This is a genomic window from Bacteroides sp. D22 (genome assembly GCF_000163675.1).
Classification (GTDB): Bacteria; Bacteroidota; Bacteroidia; order Bacteroidales; family Bacteroidaceae; genus Bacteroides; species Bacteroides xylanisolvens.
On sequence record NZ_GG774795.1, the window covers coordinates 322,550 to 336,630 of the forward strand.

The 14,081-nt window shown below is 38.4% G+C and carries 13 protein-coding genes, 1 tRNA gene and 2 pseudogenes; 4 read left to right on the top strand and 12 right to left on the bottom strand.

All coding sequences use genetic code 11. The features are described 5' to 3' along the window. Positions 1-221, top strand: a 221-nt coding sequence (locus HMPREF0106_RS25555; protein ID WP_009038818.1) for a transposase, incomplete at its 5' end; no start/stop codon positions are given. A gap of 120 nt (positions 222-341) precedes the next feature. Here the strand turns inward: HMPREF0106_RS25555 and HMPREF0106_RS23015 are convergent. Beyond that, positions 342-414 (bottom strand) — tRNA-Arg (locus HMPREF0106_RS23015). 221 nt (positions 415-635) lie between these two features. Between HMPREF0106_RS23015 and asnA the strand changes: the two genes are divergently transcribed. Continuing rightward, positions 636-1,673, top strand: coding sequence for an aspartate--ammonia ligase (gene asnA / locus HMPREF0106_RS23010; RefSeq protein ID WP_004299370.1), 1,038 nt, complete (start codon positions 636-638; stop codon positions 1,671-1,673). Between the two features lie 6 nt (positions 1,674-1,679). Then, on the top strand, positions 1,680-2,342 hold the full coding sequence (gene ung, locus HMPREF0106_RS23005) for a uracil-DNA glycosylase (protein WP_004299369.1): 663 nt from the start codon (positions 1,680-1,682) through the stop codon (positions 2,340-2,342). A 155-nt stretch (positions 2,343-2,497) separates the two neighbouring features. Here ung and HMPREF0106_RS23000 read toward each other — a convergent pair whose 3' ends face one another. After that, complete coding sequence (locus HMPREF0106_RS23000; RefSeq protein WP_009038819.1) at positions 2,498-5,212, bottom strand: putative LPS assembly protein LptD; 2,715 nt, start codon at positions 5,210-5,212, stop codon at positions 2,498-2,500. Between the two features lie 89 nt (positions 5,213-5,301). Further along, on the bottom strand, positions 5,302-5,838 hold the full coding sequence (locus tag HMPREF0106_RS22995; protein ID WP_004312347.1) for an HDIG domain-containing metalloprotein: 537 nt from the start codon (positions 5,836-5,838) through the stop codon (positions 5,302-5,304). A 69-nt stretch (positions 5,839-5,907) separates the two neighbouring features. Between HMPREF0106_RS22995 and HMPREF0106_RS22990 the strand changes: the two genes are divergently transcribed. After that, the gene (locus tag HMPREF0106_RS22990) at positions 5,908-7,074 is read left to right on the top strand and encodes an exo-beta-N-acetylmuramidase NamZ domain-containing protein (protein ID WP_009038820.1); all 1,167 of its coding nucleotides are present in this window, start codon (positions 5,908-5,910) and stop codon (positions 7,072-7,074) included. A gap of 128 nt (positions 7,075-7,202) precedes the next feature. Here HMPREF0106_RS22990 and HMPREF0106_RS22985 read toward each other — a convergent pair. From HMPREF0106_RS22985 to HMPREF0106_RS22945, 9 genes and pseudogenes are all read right to left on the bottom strand, one after another. Next, positions 7,203-7,634, bottom strand: a pseudogene (locus tag HMPREF0106_RS22985) (Bro-N domain-containing protein); the annotation flags it as partial. Between the two features lie 42 nt (positions 7,635-7,676). Next, positions 7,677-8,429: pseudogene (locus HMPREF0106_RS22980) on the bottom strand (VapE domain-containing protein); the annotation flags it as partial. 124 nt (positions 8,430-8,553) lie between these two features. Further along, positions 8,554-9,561, bottom strand: coding sequence for a hypothetical protein (locus HMPREF0106_RS22975; RefSeq protein ID WP_009038822.1), 1,008 nt, complete (start codon positions 9,559-9,561; stop codon positions 8,554-8,556). A 188-nt stretch (positions 9,562-9,749) separates the two neighbouring features. Beyond that, complete coding sequence (locus HMPREF0106_RS22970; protein ID WP_009038823.1) at positions 9,750-10,577, bottom strand: hypothetical protein; 828 nt, start codon at positions 10,575-10,577, stop codon at positions 9,750-9,752. Positions 10,578-10,705: 128 nt separating this feature from the next. Continuing rightward, positions 10,706-11,404 (bottom strand): DUF4468 domain-containing protein, encoded by a 699-nt coding sequence (locus HMPREF0106_RS22965; protein ID WP_227236190.1) that lies wholly within the window; start codon positions 11,402-11,404, stop codon positions 10,706-10,708. 302 nt (positions 11,405-11,706) lie between these two features. Beyond that, entirely contained in the window at positions 11,707-11,985 is a 279-nt protein-coding gene (locus tag HMPREF0106_RS22960; protein WP_009038825.1) for a hypothetical protein, read from the bottom strand. Beyond that, entirely contained in the window at positions 11,982-13,151 is a 1,170-nt protein-coding gene (locus tag HMPREF0106_RS22955) for a hypothetical protein (RefSeq protein WP_009038826.1), read from the bottom strand. The genes HMPREF0106_RS22960 and HMPREF0106_RS22955 overlap by 4 nt, the downstream gene beginning before the upstream one ends. 315 nt (positions 13,152-13,466) lie before the next feature. Beyond that, the gene (locus HMPREF0106_RS22950) at positions 13,467-13,736 is read right to left on the bottom strand and encodes a hypothetical protein (RefSeq protein WP_009038827.1); all 270 of its coding nucleotides are present in this window, start codon (positions 13,734-13,736) and stop codon (positions 13,467-13,469) included. Between the two features lie 47 nt (positions 13,737-13,783). Next, positions 13,784-14,056, bottom strand: a complete 273-nt coding sequence (locus tag HMPREF0106_RS22945) for a hypothetical protein (RefSeq protein ID WP_009038828.1) — start codon at positions 14,054-14,056, stop codon at positions 13,784-13,786. Positions 14,057-14,081 lie beyond the last annotated feature (25 nt).

The following is a 14,081-nucleotide window of genomic DNA, read 5'->3' on the forward strand; positions in this document are numbered from 1 at the left end:
TATGGTATAATAAGATTGAAGAATATGGATACGATACATTCACAACAGTAGCAAACTCTATTGAGAACCATTATGAAAGGATTTTGAACTTCTTTGTGAACAGGAGTACAAATGCAGCAGCGGAAGCATTTAATGCTAAAATCAAAGCATTTAGGGCATCATTTAGAGGAGTAGTGGATATGAGCTTCTTCCTTTTTAGGCTAGCAAAGGTATATGCATGAAGGGAATTGACTAAACTTAATCCCCCAAGAATTACAACTGAGCCAAATTTTGTACCTAAAGACTAGCACTAAAACAAAAGAATCCCTCAATAATCTACTGATTATCAAGGGATTCAACTGTGACCCCGGTGCGATTCAAACGCACGACCTTCAGAACCGGAATCTGACGCTCTATTCACTAAGCTACGGGGCCATTCTTTCTAAATGCGAGGACAAAAGTATAAAAAATCTTCTCATCTTCCTAATGATTCTTCTTTTTTTATAGTTCTTAAGGTACTTCCCCATGTTAAGACATTGTTATTTTGAAATGCTTTAGAGCATTTACTTTATCAAATTGACAATCTTTTAGAGAATATCCATTACATATATCAATTTTATTCCTATCTTTGCCGACAATTAACATTTAACAAACCTATGAGTTACTTGATAAAACCTAAGAACTATAATCCGCTACTCGACCTCAAACAGACCGAGCTGGGAATCAAGCAAATAAAAGAGTTCTTCCAATTAAACTTGTCATCCGAGCTACGCCTTAGACGTGTGACTGCCCCCCTTTTCGTATTGAAAGGAATGGGTATCAATGACGATTTGAACGGAATAGAACGACCCGTTTCTTTCCCTATTAAAGATCTGGGCGATGCACAAGCCGAAGTGGTTCATTCATTGGCTAAATGGAAAAGGTTGACCTTAGCTGACTATCATATCGAACCCGGATATGGTATTTATACGGATATGAACGCAATCCGTTCAGACGAAGAACTGGGCAACCTGCATTCTCTCTACGTAGACCAGTGGGACTGGGAACGTGTCATCACCAATGAAGACCGGAACGTAAACTTCCTGAAAGAGATCGTCAACCGTATTTATGCGGCTATGATCCGTACAGAATATATGGTATACGAAATGTATCCGCAAATCAAGCCGTGCCTGCCACAAAAGCTACATTTCATCCATTCAGAAGAATTGCGCCAACTTTATCCGGATCTGGAACCCAAATGTCGCGAACATGCCATTTGCCAGAAATACGGAGCTGTGTTTATCATAGGCATAGGCTGTAAACTTAGCGACGGCAAGAAACACGACGGACGCGCACCGGACTATGACGACTACACAACCAAAGGATTGAACGACTTGCCCGGACTAAACGGCGACCTCCTTCTGTGGGACAATGTACTGCAACGCTCCATCGAATTATCATCTATGGGAATCCGTGTTGACAAAGAAGCCTTGCAACGTCAGTTGAAAGAAGAAAAAGAAGAAAAAAGACTGGAACTTTATTTCCACAAGCGATTGATGAATGACACCCTTCCACTATCCATCGGAGGAGGTATCGGACAATCCCGCTTGTGTATGTTCTACCTTCGCAAAGCTCACATTGGAGAGATACAAGCCAGCATCTGGCCCGAAGATATGCGCAAAGAATGTGAAGAACTTGATATACACCTTATATAACAAACTATGAACGTACAAATTGAAGAAAGCTGGAAAGCACATTTAAAACCCGAATTCGACAAAGACTACTTTCGCACACTGACCGATTTCGTCAAAAGCGAATATAGCCAGTATCAGATCTTCCCTCCGGGAAAACTGATCTTCAATGCTTTCAACCTTTGTCCTTTCGACAAAGTGAAAGTTGTAATTATAGGACAAGATCCTTACCATGGACCGGGACAAGCACATGGTCTCTGTTTCTCTGTAAACGACGGAGTGCCTTTTCCCCCTTCATTAGTGAACATATTCAAAGAAATCAAAGCCGACATCGGTTCAGATGCCCCGACCACGGGAAACCTGACTCGCTGGGCAGAACAAGGAGTATTATTACTCAACGCAACTCTGACGGTACGTGCCCACCAAGCAGGTTCACATCAGAATCGTGGCTGGGAAACATTTACCGATGCTGCAATCCGTGCCCTGGCAGAAGAAAAAGAAAACCTGGTATTTATCTTATGGGGATCATACGCTCAAAAGAAAGGGGCGTTTATCGACCGCAACAAGCATCTGGTGCTCACCTCTGCCCATCCCTCTCCTCTTTCAGCTTACAACGGCTTCTTCGGAAACAAACATTTCAGCCGTACAAACGATTACCTGAAAACCCATGGAAAAACAGAAATCGCATGGTAGTTGGAGAAGTTGAGAATGGAGAATGGAGAGTTAAGAATAAAGAGTAAAGAGTAAAAAAAATGGCTGCACTATTCGTCGAATGATAGCGCAGCCATTTTTCTTTTCTATATTGTAGCAAAACAATTACACGTCCGAATTTCCACTCTCAACTTATCCTAGTACCACTGAATGTTACTTTGCGTTTGGCTTCTCTGCTCATACTTCAAGTCTTGCAAGATGCTTGCATTCGCACGGATGGTAACATTGTAATATTTCCAGCGTCCGAAAGGAGAAAGACTAGCGGACAGGTTGAAACAGTGCAAGTCACGGGAGATTGTACAAGAAGTCTGCGTAATCTCTTTTGCCTGAAAATCATAGCCCGAGTTGAACGAGAGCGACCAGTTATTAGAAATCTTTATATTTCCGTTTGCATTGATGTTATGCGTATACGTATAAGGATATCGCATAGAATAGCGGTTAATAGGCTTAGACCTATCTTCACGGATATTAAACGAATAGCTAAGGCTCAACGACCAAGGCATCTTAAACACCTGATAACCATCCGGGTCTGCCTGTGCTTTCTCTACTTTCTTAGGTGTAGTACCATCTCCTTCCGTTCCGTCGGATTCTTCATCATCACTATCCTCCGACTTCTTATCTTTTCCTTTTTCATCCTCCTCTTTCGGACCGAACCATTTCTTCCATGTGTCATTATTAAAGGTATAGTTGAAAGAAGAACCATATCCTTGGAAACGGCCGAAACGACCATACGACCATTCTGTACGATTACTAGTCACTACATTACCGCTTTTATCGAATGTATAAGCGTACGTAGCAAACGATGCATTCATATTGAAAGTATAATTTTTCGTCAGTTTCAAACGGAGGTTCATACTTAAATCACTCCAAGGTCTCTCTTTGGCAGCCATATTATAGGACATACTCGCTCCCAATTCATCAATCAGACTAACCTTTTTAAGCGTATCTTTTTTGGCGTCGTAATACTTCATCTCCAAGTTATTTGAAATAGAGAAGCTGACTGTTCCCGATCCTTCGCGCGAAGGTACTCCATAAGGTTGCCCCGTGAAAGGAGAATAATATTGCGTATTGCCATTATAATCTGTATATTCTTCCCAGTACTTGCTGAATCCCGGAGCACCGCTAAGACTTACCTGCGGCGTGAATACGTGACGAATCTGTATCTCTTTCTTCTTAGCAAAAAGAGGTTTGTACATACCATACAGTTTCGTACTCAAACTCAAACTTGCCGAATAATTGGAAACCCGGTAGAAACCATTCAATGTATCACCCGGCAATGCTTCCAATTTATGGTCTACCTCATTATATTGCTGATTAACCTTACGAGTATACCAACGCTCTGTATAATTGACCGAAGGAGAAACCTGCAAATATTTGAACAGTGTAAAAGTAGCACTGATAGGAATATTGTGATTCATTGCATTCTCCCATTCACTTAATCCGGCTTTAAACAGACGGTCGTCTTTGGTACGGATACTGTTTGTCAAACGTCCTGTATAGCTAACGGAAATCTTTTCATACCAACGTTCGGCTCCTGCCGCTTTCTTGCGCTTGAACGGAAACAGACGGCTCAACGTAATATTCAAGTCAGGCAAAGTGACCGCAATAGAAGAGTCACGCATTGTCTGTGCAATATTGGTAGTTCCGGATAAGGTCAGACCGATATCGGGAAAACTACGAGAATAACTAATACTTGATGTTTTGGTATTTTGAGTCAACAACTGCGAATTATAAAGGTTGTTGATATTGGAACGTTCGTAACTACTGGTCGAGAAGTTCACACTGGCGGAGAATGTGCTATTCGGACTAGCCTTAGCATCCTGACGATGGTTCCATACTACCTTAAAATCCTTAGCAACTGCATAGTCCGGCATCCCTTTATCTCCTGTCTTGGTGACCTGATAGTCCGCTTGCAGCGTACCGGAATATTTATATCGTTTATTATAGTTTGTCAATCCGGACAATCTCCATGAACCTTTCGTGAAGATATCTCCCGTTATTTTCAAGTCCATGATATCACTCATGGCAAAGTAATATCCTCCTTCTGCCAAACCGAAACCACGGCTGGAATCGTCCATATAAGTCGGCATAATGAAACCGGAAGAGTAACTGCTGGAGAATGGGAAGAAGAAGAACGGCACAGCCAATGGCAGAGGCACATCTTCCACAACCAGATAGGCAGGTCCTGTCACCACATTCTTTTTAGGGCGCACTTTAGCTCTCGTCAACTGCATATAGAAGTGGGGATGATCGTGATGATCGCAGGTTGTATAACGCCCATGCTCCATGAAAATTTCATCATTGGCCCCTTTCTTCGCCTTGCTTCCGGTCACATATCCTTCTCCCTGCTGGGTGACGATATCAGTAATTCCCGCTTTCTTGGTTTTGAAGTTGTATCGGATTGTTTCCGTATCATACGAGGTATCACCTTCTTTAAATACCGGTTTACCTTTTTCCACTCCGGTAGTATCCTTGATACCATAAGCATGCACAGTACTACTATCCAGATTCATCGAAATAACTTCCGCAGCCAGTTCGATGTTCTGATAATTCACTTTTCCGCTACCATAAAGTGTAGCGGCTCCTCCCAAAGTAAAGACAGTGGAGTCGTTAGATTCATAAACAACCGGTGCATCGAGTGGTTGTTTTTTCTTTACCGGTGCGATAGAATCAATGCGTACCGTTACCGTATCTGCTTTCAACGAATCATTTCCCTGAAGGGAATCCGTTTTCGCGGTATTGGAGGCAATCATTCCTCTTCTTCGACGTTGAGACGTAGCCTCATCGGGAAGCATCAGTAAGACAATCAGCAGTATGAATGATATAAGTATTTTTGCTTTCAATGGCGCCATTAACTAATAGTTTACGCTTGAAGTGGCAAAAGTACACAATCTTCACCAAATATGAGTTAGAATCTTCGTTATTTAATTATTTTTTAGTGCTATAAAAAGAGAGAACACCATCTATCAAAGCGGCTTAGACCTTCTTCACCATATTTTGCAATACTTTGCCGTGCTTTCTCCACTGTTTTCTCTTCATCCAGATGGGTTTTAGAAAAGAATTTATCCGCAAAGCAAATCAATTGTTCTTCCAGGGTGATGGGCAGCATCTCGCGATGAGGAACAGGAAGTTGCTGGGCAATGATATCTTCCAACGAAAGTCCGGCTCCCGTATGGCGTTCGCACACCAATGCGTGTTGGGGAAAACCTTCCGCCCGCAAGATTTCGGCTCCCAAATATCCGTGAGCGATATAAGGATGAGTGCCAAAGCACTGAATGGTTGGAGCGTCGGTCTGAAAAATACCAATATCATGCAACAGAGCGGCTTCTTTTACAAAACTCCGGTTTAAACGCAATTCGGGATGAGCATCCAGCATTTTCATTGCTTTTCCGGACACGGCCAAACTATGTATTACTAAGATTTGTCTCTGTTGGGTATTCTCCGGATAATACTTATCAATGATTTCGTATGGATTCATGTGCTTTATTTTTTGCTCTCTTGATGAGAAATTAATATTTTTGTGCAATATTACAAAAAAATTACCGATATGCAAACTAGAGTTTCCTTCATTCTTATATTTTTGTTCATTATGTTGTTGCCAATGCGTGTAAACAGTCAAATTGTCACGGGAGCAGAACAGATGGATCAATATCTGCCGTTGCTGAAAGGAAAACGCATCGGAATGGTGGTCAATCACACTTCTGTTGTAGGAAGAAAGCAGGTTCATCTTCTCGATACCTTATTAAAGAGAGACGTCCGGGTGGTCAAAGTATTTGCTCCCGAACATGGTTTCCGTGGTAACGCAGATGCGGGTGAAACGGTGAAAGACGGAAAAGATTCCCGCACCGGCATTCCTATCGTATCGCTTTATGGTGACAACAAAAAGCCGTCTGCTGCCCAACTAAAAGATGTCGATGTGATTGTATTCGACATTCAGGATGTAGGGGCACGCTTTTATACCTATATAAGCACGATGTATTATGTGATGGAAGCTTGCGCAGAGAACAAGAAAGAAATGGTTGTACTGGATCGCCCCAATCCGTGCGATTATGTGGATGGTCCGATACTCAAACCTGCCTACCGGAGTTTTGTCGGCATGTTACCTCTTCCGGTACTCCACGGATGTACCATCGGCGAACTGGCACAGATGATAAACGGGGAAGGATGGATTGCCAACAAGAAAAATCCTTGTTCATTAAAGGTAATTCCAATGACCGGATGGAAACACGGAGCACCTTATTCACTTCCCATCAAACCGTCGCCCAACCTTCCGAACGACCAGTCTATCCGATTGTATGCCTCACTTTGTCCTTTTGAAGCCACTCGCGTCAGCGTGGGACGGGGGACAACTTTCCCTTTCCAGGTATTAGGCGCACCTAATAAGAAATACGGAAGTTTCACTTTTACTCCCCGCTCCTTACCCGGTTTTGACAAAAATCCGATGCACAAAGGTATCACCTGTTATGGGGAAGATCTCCGGAATGTAACCGATGTAAATGGATTTACGCTTCGCTACTTCTTGAACTTTTATCGCTTATCCGGCGAAAACGCAGCTTTCTTCTCCCGTGCCCGATGGTTTGATTTGCTGATGGGAACTGACAGCGTACGCAAAGCTATCCTCAAAGGAGAATCGGAAGAGGCTATCCGGAATAGTTGGCAAAAGGAATTACAGGATTACAAGGAGATCAGAAAAAAATATCTTCTCTATGAGTAAAAAAACTAGTATCATACTCTCATTCATTTTCATAAACCACTTATAATTAAAAGAATAAGTATGATAGACAACTATTATTTCCGGCATCTATCATACTTAGACCATCAAAAACGAAGTATCTATCATACTTGATTAATCCAATTGTCCGAGTAACCTAAAGATTTATATTCCATCATCGCCCGATTTATAGTCAGTTCGGGGTCCTGCATTTCATCCAGACGATCTTTGGCGACTTGAGCCATCCACATTTTAAAGGGTTCCGCTTTGGGCGAGGGAATAGACTGAATTAGACGGAAAAGTTGTTGGGTTGTAGCTACATCTGTCTTATACAGTTTGCCGTCAGAAGAGGGTAATTTCAGTTGTCCGATTTCTTCGGACAACTGACTTCCTTCTGTTTTCAACTTCTTTTTTAAATCCCCCCAATACTTACGAGGACGCTCACTGTCTGTTAATACTTCAATCACATCCACAATGGAAAAATACCATTCCTCCTTTTGGTCATCCCAAACAGCACGGATCTTTTTATCTTCAAATACTTTTATAGCATCTTTTTTAGTCATAGCATTATATATCTGATGTAAATAATTAATAAATAGCAAATTCTATTCTACCTCCAAAGGTACAACATGATAATACGTACCATACGTTTTCCGTTTAGATTTCACTCCGAGCCGCTGCAAGATACGCCCGAAATAAGACGCCTGCCTGGCGGAAAACGTCATTTTACTTGCTTTCTGAATCCGCCGCAGAATATCAATAGCCAGTAGCCATTCTCCTTCTTCCTCTTCTTCCGCCCTACGATAATAAACCATAAATAACTGTTCGATGGCAGGAGATTGTTCAAACTCACGATTATTTTCCGTCATGATAGCCTCTTCTTCGGAGTCAAACCAATAACGTTCGTTGTGATAAAGCAACTCCAACGCCTGTGCATAAAGCTGTTCATAATCAATAGGACGCGACACATCTATAGCTCCCGTCATGTAAATACCGATGAAACGACGGCTACCGGAAGTATCCGTCAACAAATCCCGATGATTGCTCGTGGCAATGAACGATGCATACCGGCGAAGCTCTTCCACTGCCGAAGCATTCGGACGACGTGTGTTCACCACCGGCTTTTGCAGAATATGTTTCAGAAAAGCCTGCTGGGTAGGACTAATCTGGTCGAATTCATCCATATTGATAAGCAGAAAGCGATTCAGATACAACTCCGCGTCCCGTTTCCGACTGAAATCAATGCTATCCGTATAGTACGCCTGTAAAGCAGGAGGAAGAAGCATTCTGCAAAAAGTCGATTTCCGATATGCCTGCGGGCCAATCAGCAAAGGTGACGTACTGTTGGCGTGTTTCTTATCCTATTTTCACTTACACATAATACTATCATAATAAACGCTAATACTTATTTACAATAAAACTAATAAAAAAGCCAGCTAACATTACGCTAGCTGGCAACTGACATCAACGGATAAAGATTAACTATTTTATTTTCTCATTTAATATTTCCATAAAGTTATGCTTCTGTGCTTCTTTCATAATACTGTTCGTAGTCTCTTTTTTTATTTTCTTTAACATTCCAAGCAATTTTGTAAAGCTAGTTCCTTGATTGTTCTTCTTAATAACCCAGTCGATGAAGAATCCTTTAGCCAAAAAACGGTAAGTAAATCCTGCATCCACACCAGCTTTAATAATTTTCTCTGCCCTTTCAACCAGCTTGTTTGCTTCATCACCCACATATTTAGCAAGAATATACTCTCCATATTTACACGTCTCTGCCAATACCGATTCTTTTATGTCAGCAGAATAAGTCAGATACTTGCTAAGCGTTGTCAATTTGAATCCACCATTCGGTAACATATCATCTGCTTCACCTTTCTTTGCTTTTTGATGTTGCATATCCATATATTTGGCAATAAACTTCAAAACTTCATTATCAGGATACATAGCAAAAGCCTGTCTTGCAAAATCACCTTTCTCCCATTTAACGGATGTATTATTTACTTCTGTAATAAGAGTCTGTATGAGTATCTCATTATTCAATGGATACCTAGCTTTTATGTGTGCAGGGGCTTTAGGAGTGTATTCTTCTGGCTTATCTTTTGGTTTATTACCGTCCTTCTGCCATTTCCTCGCAGCTTCTTCATAATTCTTCTTGCCACGTCTGTCCTCTTCTCGAAGTGCCATTATAGCCATATACCTGTGCTGTCCATCAATAATAGCCAGATAGTCCTTTGCCTTTTCATCTTCTATTGGAAGCCCTGACATAGGGTCTTTCAAACTCAGACCTTCATTTACTACATCTTCTCCATCGACAACTTCCAACTCCGATAGTTGACCACATTCCTTAATGGACTTCATTTTAGCTTTCACATTCGCTTTGTTGATGTCCCGATTAATACCACCAGCAATAAAAGCAACTTTCTTTCCTTCGTTCAATTCTCTTGATTCCAGAGTAAAGATTTCATTCTTACATTCTTTTGTAGTCATAATACCTTTGCAGTTTTTAGACTGGTGCGCTCCAGCTTTAATTAATTTTATACTACAAAGATTGCCCTTTTCTTGAGAAGCTAACGGGAATAAAAAAACACTGCTTTCTTATTCCCCTACTTCACAAGCTGTAGAATGAAGTATTTAGAGAATAAGAAAGCAGAAATAAACAATAAAATAAGTCTCAATCAATAATAAAATGCGTTCAAACTCCTTATGTCCTTATCCTTATATTGTTTCAACAGGGACTTCAAGTAGTCATAGTCAACCAACACACTTTCGTTGCTCACGATACCAGTGAAGTATAGTAGATGAGAAATCAGCGTCTTTTCCTTGTCAGACATATTAGCTCCCTTCTTTCTCTTTTCTTTTACCTGTTCTTGATAATTCAAGGCAGTGATAATCATTTGTGAGAAATAATAAGCGAATACGGAGAATGATTCAGTATGTGGATTACTCAAATCAACGCTACCAGTATTCATTTGGTCTGAATTTACTGTTTCCAATCCGTCTGCACAAAACTTCGCTATACTAGCAATAGCCGTCTTATTATCTATCACGATATTCTTCCTACCTATTTTCAAGGTAATACAAATTGGGCTTTTAAAGACTGCACCAAACGGAGTATCTCTTTTATAATCCTCACTGATAGCATTAACAAATTTTTCTATCTGTTCTTTAGGGGATTCTTTTATTTCTATACCTTCCATACATTTACCCCAACTGCAATCATAACAGAAAAGCAATAGATACCAAAACTTTTCAGCGTCTAAGCCCAATACAGCAAGCAATTCTTGAAGTTCGTTATTCTTTATGTATGAATCAAACGAGAATTTGCCTTTCAATATTCCTCTGTTGTATCTTCCTTTAAAAGTATCTGGCGTTTGTGACGGCAATATATATGCCTGTCCTGTTTCTTCGTCATAATCAAAATCAGGGAAATATTCTTGTGTCACTGGATATATATACTCTAGCAACTCGCTATACTGGATTGAGAACTTATCTACTGGCTTCATAGTGTTTTTGTTTGCAATGATAATAAAAAAACAGCAAATGAATTTCTTCAAATGGTGATAACCATCTTAGTTACCACCATACCAAAGAGATATTTAATTCAAAATGTCAAAGTTACATTTAAGGGTAATTACCAATCATCATTACTTGTTTGCAATGGCTTCTTTAGAACTGTATCAATTTTGTCTACAAGGATTTTATAACATGATAGTGAATAAACAAAAGCTCGTGATGAGGTCACTTTAGGATGTTGTCTGTTTTCTGCAAATGGAAAGCAATCAGAAAGTGCCCATATTTGGGTATCTTTAGTAACGCCATTACCTGTTACACCAAAACCACCACCAAACATTATGACATATCCACTATCGTCATTTATCTTCAATACCTCATAGTTCTGTAAGGTATATGTCATTCGAATACGTTCTTCTTTAAAATCAAATTTAATAAGTGGTCGAATACTTACTCTATATGAGTTATCTCCCATAGTCCGTTTTGCAATATTAGGCAGATAACAACGTGCTATGATTGTTCCTTCTTCCTCATTTGAAACCTGTATAGCTGACTTTGCATCAGAAGACATAGATATGACCCAATCTATAATTTTGCGATATAATTGAGATTTGGACTGACCTTTATACTCTTTTATAATCGATAATGATAGTTCACCCAATTCATTCAACTTATATTCATTGGATAGCTCTTTAGCCTTAGCTGACCAAGACATATCCCCTATATTAGTATATTCTTCTAATTCTTGTTTGGTTACAATTTGGGCATTAATTGTATTACAGACTAATCCTAATAACATTATAAAAATAATCTTTTTCATGTTGACTTGAAGCTTACTATTAGTATGATGTATTTTTGTGTTCAAATGTACAAAAAACAAATTAATTAATCAGATTTTATTATATATATTCTCTAACAAGTCTTGTTGTAAAAGATGTGTTGTAATTATTGATAGAACAATAAAAAAACAGCAAATGAATTTCTTCAAATGCTGTTTTACTCAATATTTATAAATAATTCATTTGTTTATTATTATATCATACCAATCTTTTAGTCTTATTGGTTCATTTAAAATAGTTTACCTAGTTCCTCCAAAGTACAAGGAGTGCCTTTTCGTATTTATCATTTTTTATAATGCATAAAATAAGGATATTCTTGCATTAATAATATAATTAACATAGGTTCTTCCCATTCAATATCTAAAATTCCTTCTTGATACCATTTCCATACATCTTTACCCGATTTATCATTTTTCCAAACTTCCATATTGAATTTGAATTCTGGAATAACTCCCTCTAATACGAGTTCTTTATATAGTATATTCATTGCCTCCATATTTCGGTTATAGGAGTATTGCCTTAATATTCTATATAGTATTTTATAATTGATGTTTTCTTTCATTTATCATTCTCCTTATTGTTTAAAGTCCCCACTCCAAGTGGAATTACTGCTTTATAAATATCTGGATTATTCCAATCTGGTGGATTCAGTTTGCCCGTTTTAGGGTCAATAATTTCTGGATTAAATATACCCTTATGCTTAGTTGGAACATACCTAGACGGCTTAGTTAACTTATAGATATTTCCATTATTTATATTCCAACTTGGAGAATTAGGATTTTTAATTGTCTTTCCATAATTAAAATAATGTGCCCCAGTTTTACCAATCAGTTTTTTATCAGGAAAGTGCTCCCATATTTTATATGTAATTTCTGGACTTTCTAATATTTCTCCAGAGATTAAACCGTTATGTCCTTTCTGTTTACCATATTGTATAATCGAATTATATAAATCTTCACTAACTCCCTTCTCTGTATTGTCCAATTTTTCTACTTTACCAATACTTATCTTATTAAGACTTTCTTCTCCATTAATAGTTCCAATAGGAGATGATTTAGAAGAAGAGAATAAGTCTGCATCATACAGAGTTTTATTACCATTGGATATATCTGAAATTAGTGTATATCTACCACTAGTAGGCAAATTTTGACTGATACTAGATGCTCTCAACTCTCTAAGTCTTGCAATGTCACGATTGGTAAATTGTGACACATCTACTCCTATACTTTCAAGATAAGAAACAAAACTTCTATTATCTATGGTATATTTAACGGGACTTTTTGAAATGGATTCTTTATTATCTCCCAATGCCCTTATCAATCTGTTAGTATAATCTTCTCCTAATTCTTTTAGCATCTTATTCTTTGTAGCTCTTTTTATGGCTTGTTTACCAGCATACTTCAATCCTCTGCCAACTATACTTCCAACACCAGTACCTAAGCCCACATAATCTGTAAAAGTAAGGAATCCATTCAAATTATGCAAACCTTCTTCTGTATTCTTAGCTTGCATATAATCTTTATATGCTTTATCGGCTTTCTCACGACTTTGTGATTTCTCCCATTCACTTCTATTATCTTGACTTATTTCAGAATAAGTTGGAGTATATTGTTGCTTTATAGGCTCTTGAATTTGAGGTCTATAATCTTTAATGGCATCTTTCCTCTGGATATTGTCACCTCTTTGATATTTAATTATCTTACAATTTATATAATCAGTTGTTTTCATTATATTTGCATATTATTAATTTAAAATCTATAGTCATGAAAATAATTCCAACTAAAGTCCTTGTTTATCATGCTCCCGAATCGGATTCTGTTCCTCCATGCGATTCTTGGTTACAATATTGGAGTGAAACACTAGAAGTTGACATTCCTAAGTCAGGGTATTTTAAATGTCATTGTTGCAAGGAGAATCGTAACATTAAAGACTTTGTAGGTGCTCACGTCGTTTATCTGGGCACGGTCTATATTTATCCAACCTGTAATATTTGCAATGACACATATAAAGAATCACATATATTTGAAGGAGAATTTATGGCATTTAGGGAATGGCTATGCCCTCTTCCTCCCAAGCAAGATAATCAATCTGACGAATAATCTCATCTGGAATACGGGAGAGCAATTTCCATGTTGTCTCTCCCTCGTCTATTTCTGCAAATATGTAAGAATGGTCTGATTCTATCATGTATTGTGTAATAATATCTTCTCCTTTTTTAAACTTAGATACTTCTGTCATTTCGCCCAAATCTTCTAACCCAAAGGGAATCATAGTAAAGTGGGCACATTTTTGTTTAATCCATTTATTATCCATATTAATTCATTTCCAAGATTTCACCGTAAGCATTATTCATCTGCTCCCTAATAAACCTTATCTCCAATTATTATAGTACCAACCATGTTATTAATAACTTCTTCTGGAATATAGGAGAGAGTACTCCATGTATCTCCCTCCTTTACCATAAACAAGAAGGATTTATTTTCTATTGACTTATAAACATACAATTGTTTATCTCCATTTATAAATTTAGTTGTTGCAATTACTAGACCTAAATCTTCGTGTCCTTTTAATGTATATCGTGAATAGGTCAAGCCCTCTTCACATCTAACCCATTTATTTAATTCATTTTCCATATTAATTCATTTAGAGTATAATATA

Coding starts and splice junctions, on each gene's coding strand:
- HMPREF0106_RS22970 (WP_009038823.1), bottom strand. CDS start 10,577: ATGAAGCCAGTAGATAAGTTCTCAATCCAGTATAGCGAGTTGCTAGAG.
- HMPREF0106_RS22950 (WP_009038827.1), bottom strand. CDS start 13,736: ATGGATAATAAATGGATTAAACAAAAATGTGCCCACTTTACTATGATT.
- HMPREF0106_RS22995 (WP_004312347.1), bottom strand. CDS start 5,838: ATGAATCCATACGAAATCATTGATAAGTATTATCCGGAGAATACCCAA.
- HMPREF0106_RS22965 (WP_227236190.1), bottom strand. CDS start 11,404: ATGAAAAAGATTATTTTTATAATGTTATTAGGATTAGTCTGTAATACA.
- HMPREF0106_RS22955 (WP_009038826.1), bottom strand. CDS start 13,151: ATGAAAACAACTGATTATATAAATTGTAAGATAATTAAATATCAAAGA.
- HMPREF0106_RS22945 (WP_009038828.1), bottom strand. CDS start 14,056: ATGGAAAATGAATTAAATAAATGGGTTAGATGTGAAGAGGGCTTGACC.
- HMPREF0106_RS22960 (WP_009038825.1), bottom strand. CDS start 11,985: ATGAAAGAAAACATCAATTATAAAATACTATATAGAATATTAAGGCAA.
- HMPREF0106_RS22990 (WP_009038820.1), top strand. CDS start 5,908: ATGCAAACTAGAGTTTCCTTCATTCTTATATTTTTGTTCATTATGTTG.
- asnA (WP_004299370.1), top strand. CDS start 636: ATGAGTTACTTGATAAAACCTAAGAACTATAATCCGCTACTCGACCTC.
- HMPREF0106_RS22975 (WP_009038822.1), bottom strand. CDS start 9,561: ATGACTACAAAAGAATGTAAGAATGAAATCTTTACTCTGGAATCAAGA.
- ung (WP_004299369.1), top strand. CDS start 1,680: ATGAACGTACAAATTGAAGAAAGCTGGAAAGCACATTTAAAACCCGAA.
- HMPREF0106_RS23000 (WP_009038819.1), bottom strand. CDS start 5,212: ATGGCGCCATTGAAAGCAAAAATACTTATATCATTCATACTGCTGATT.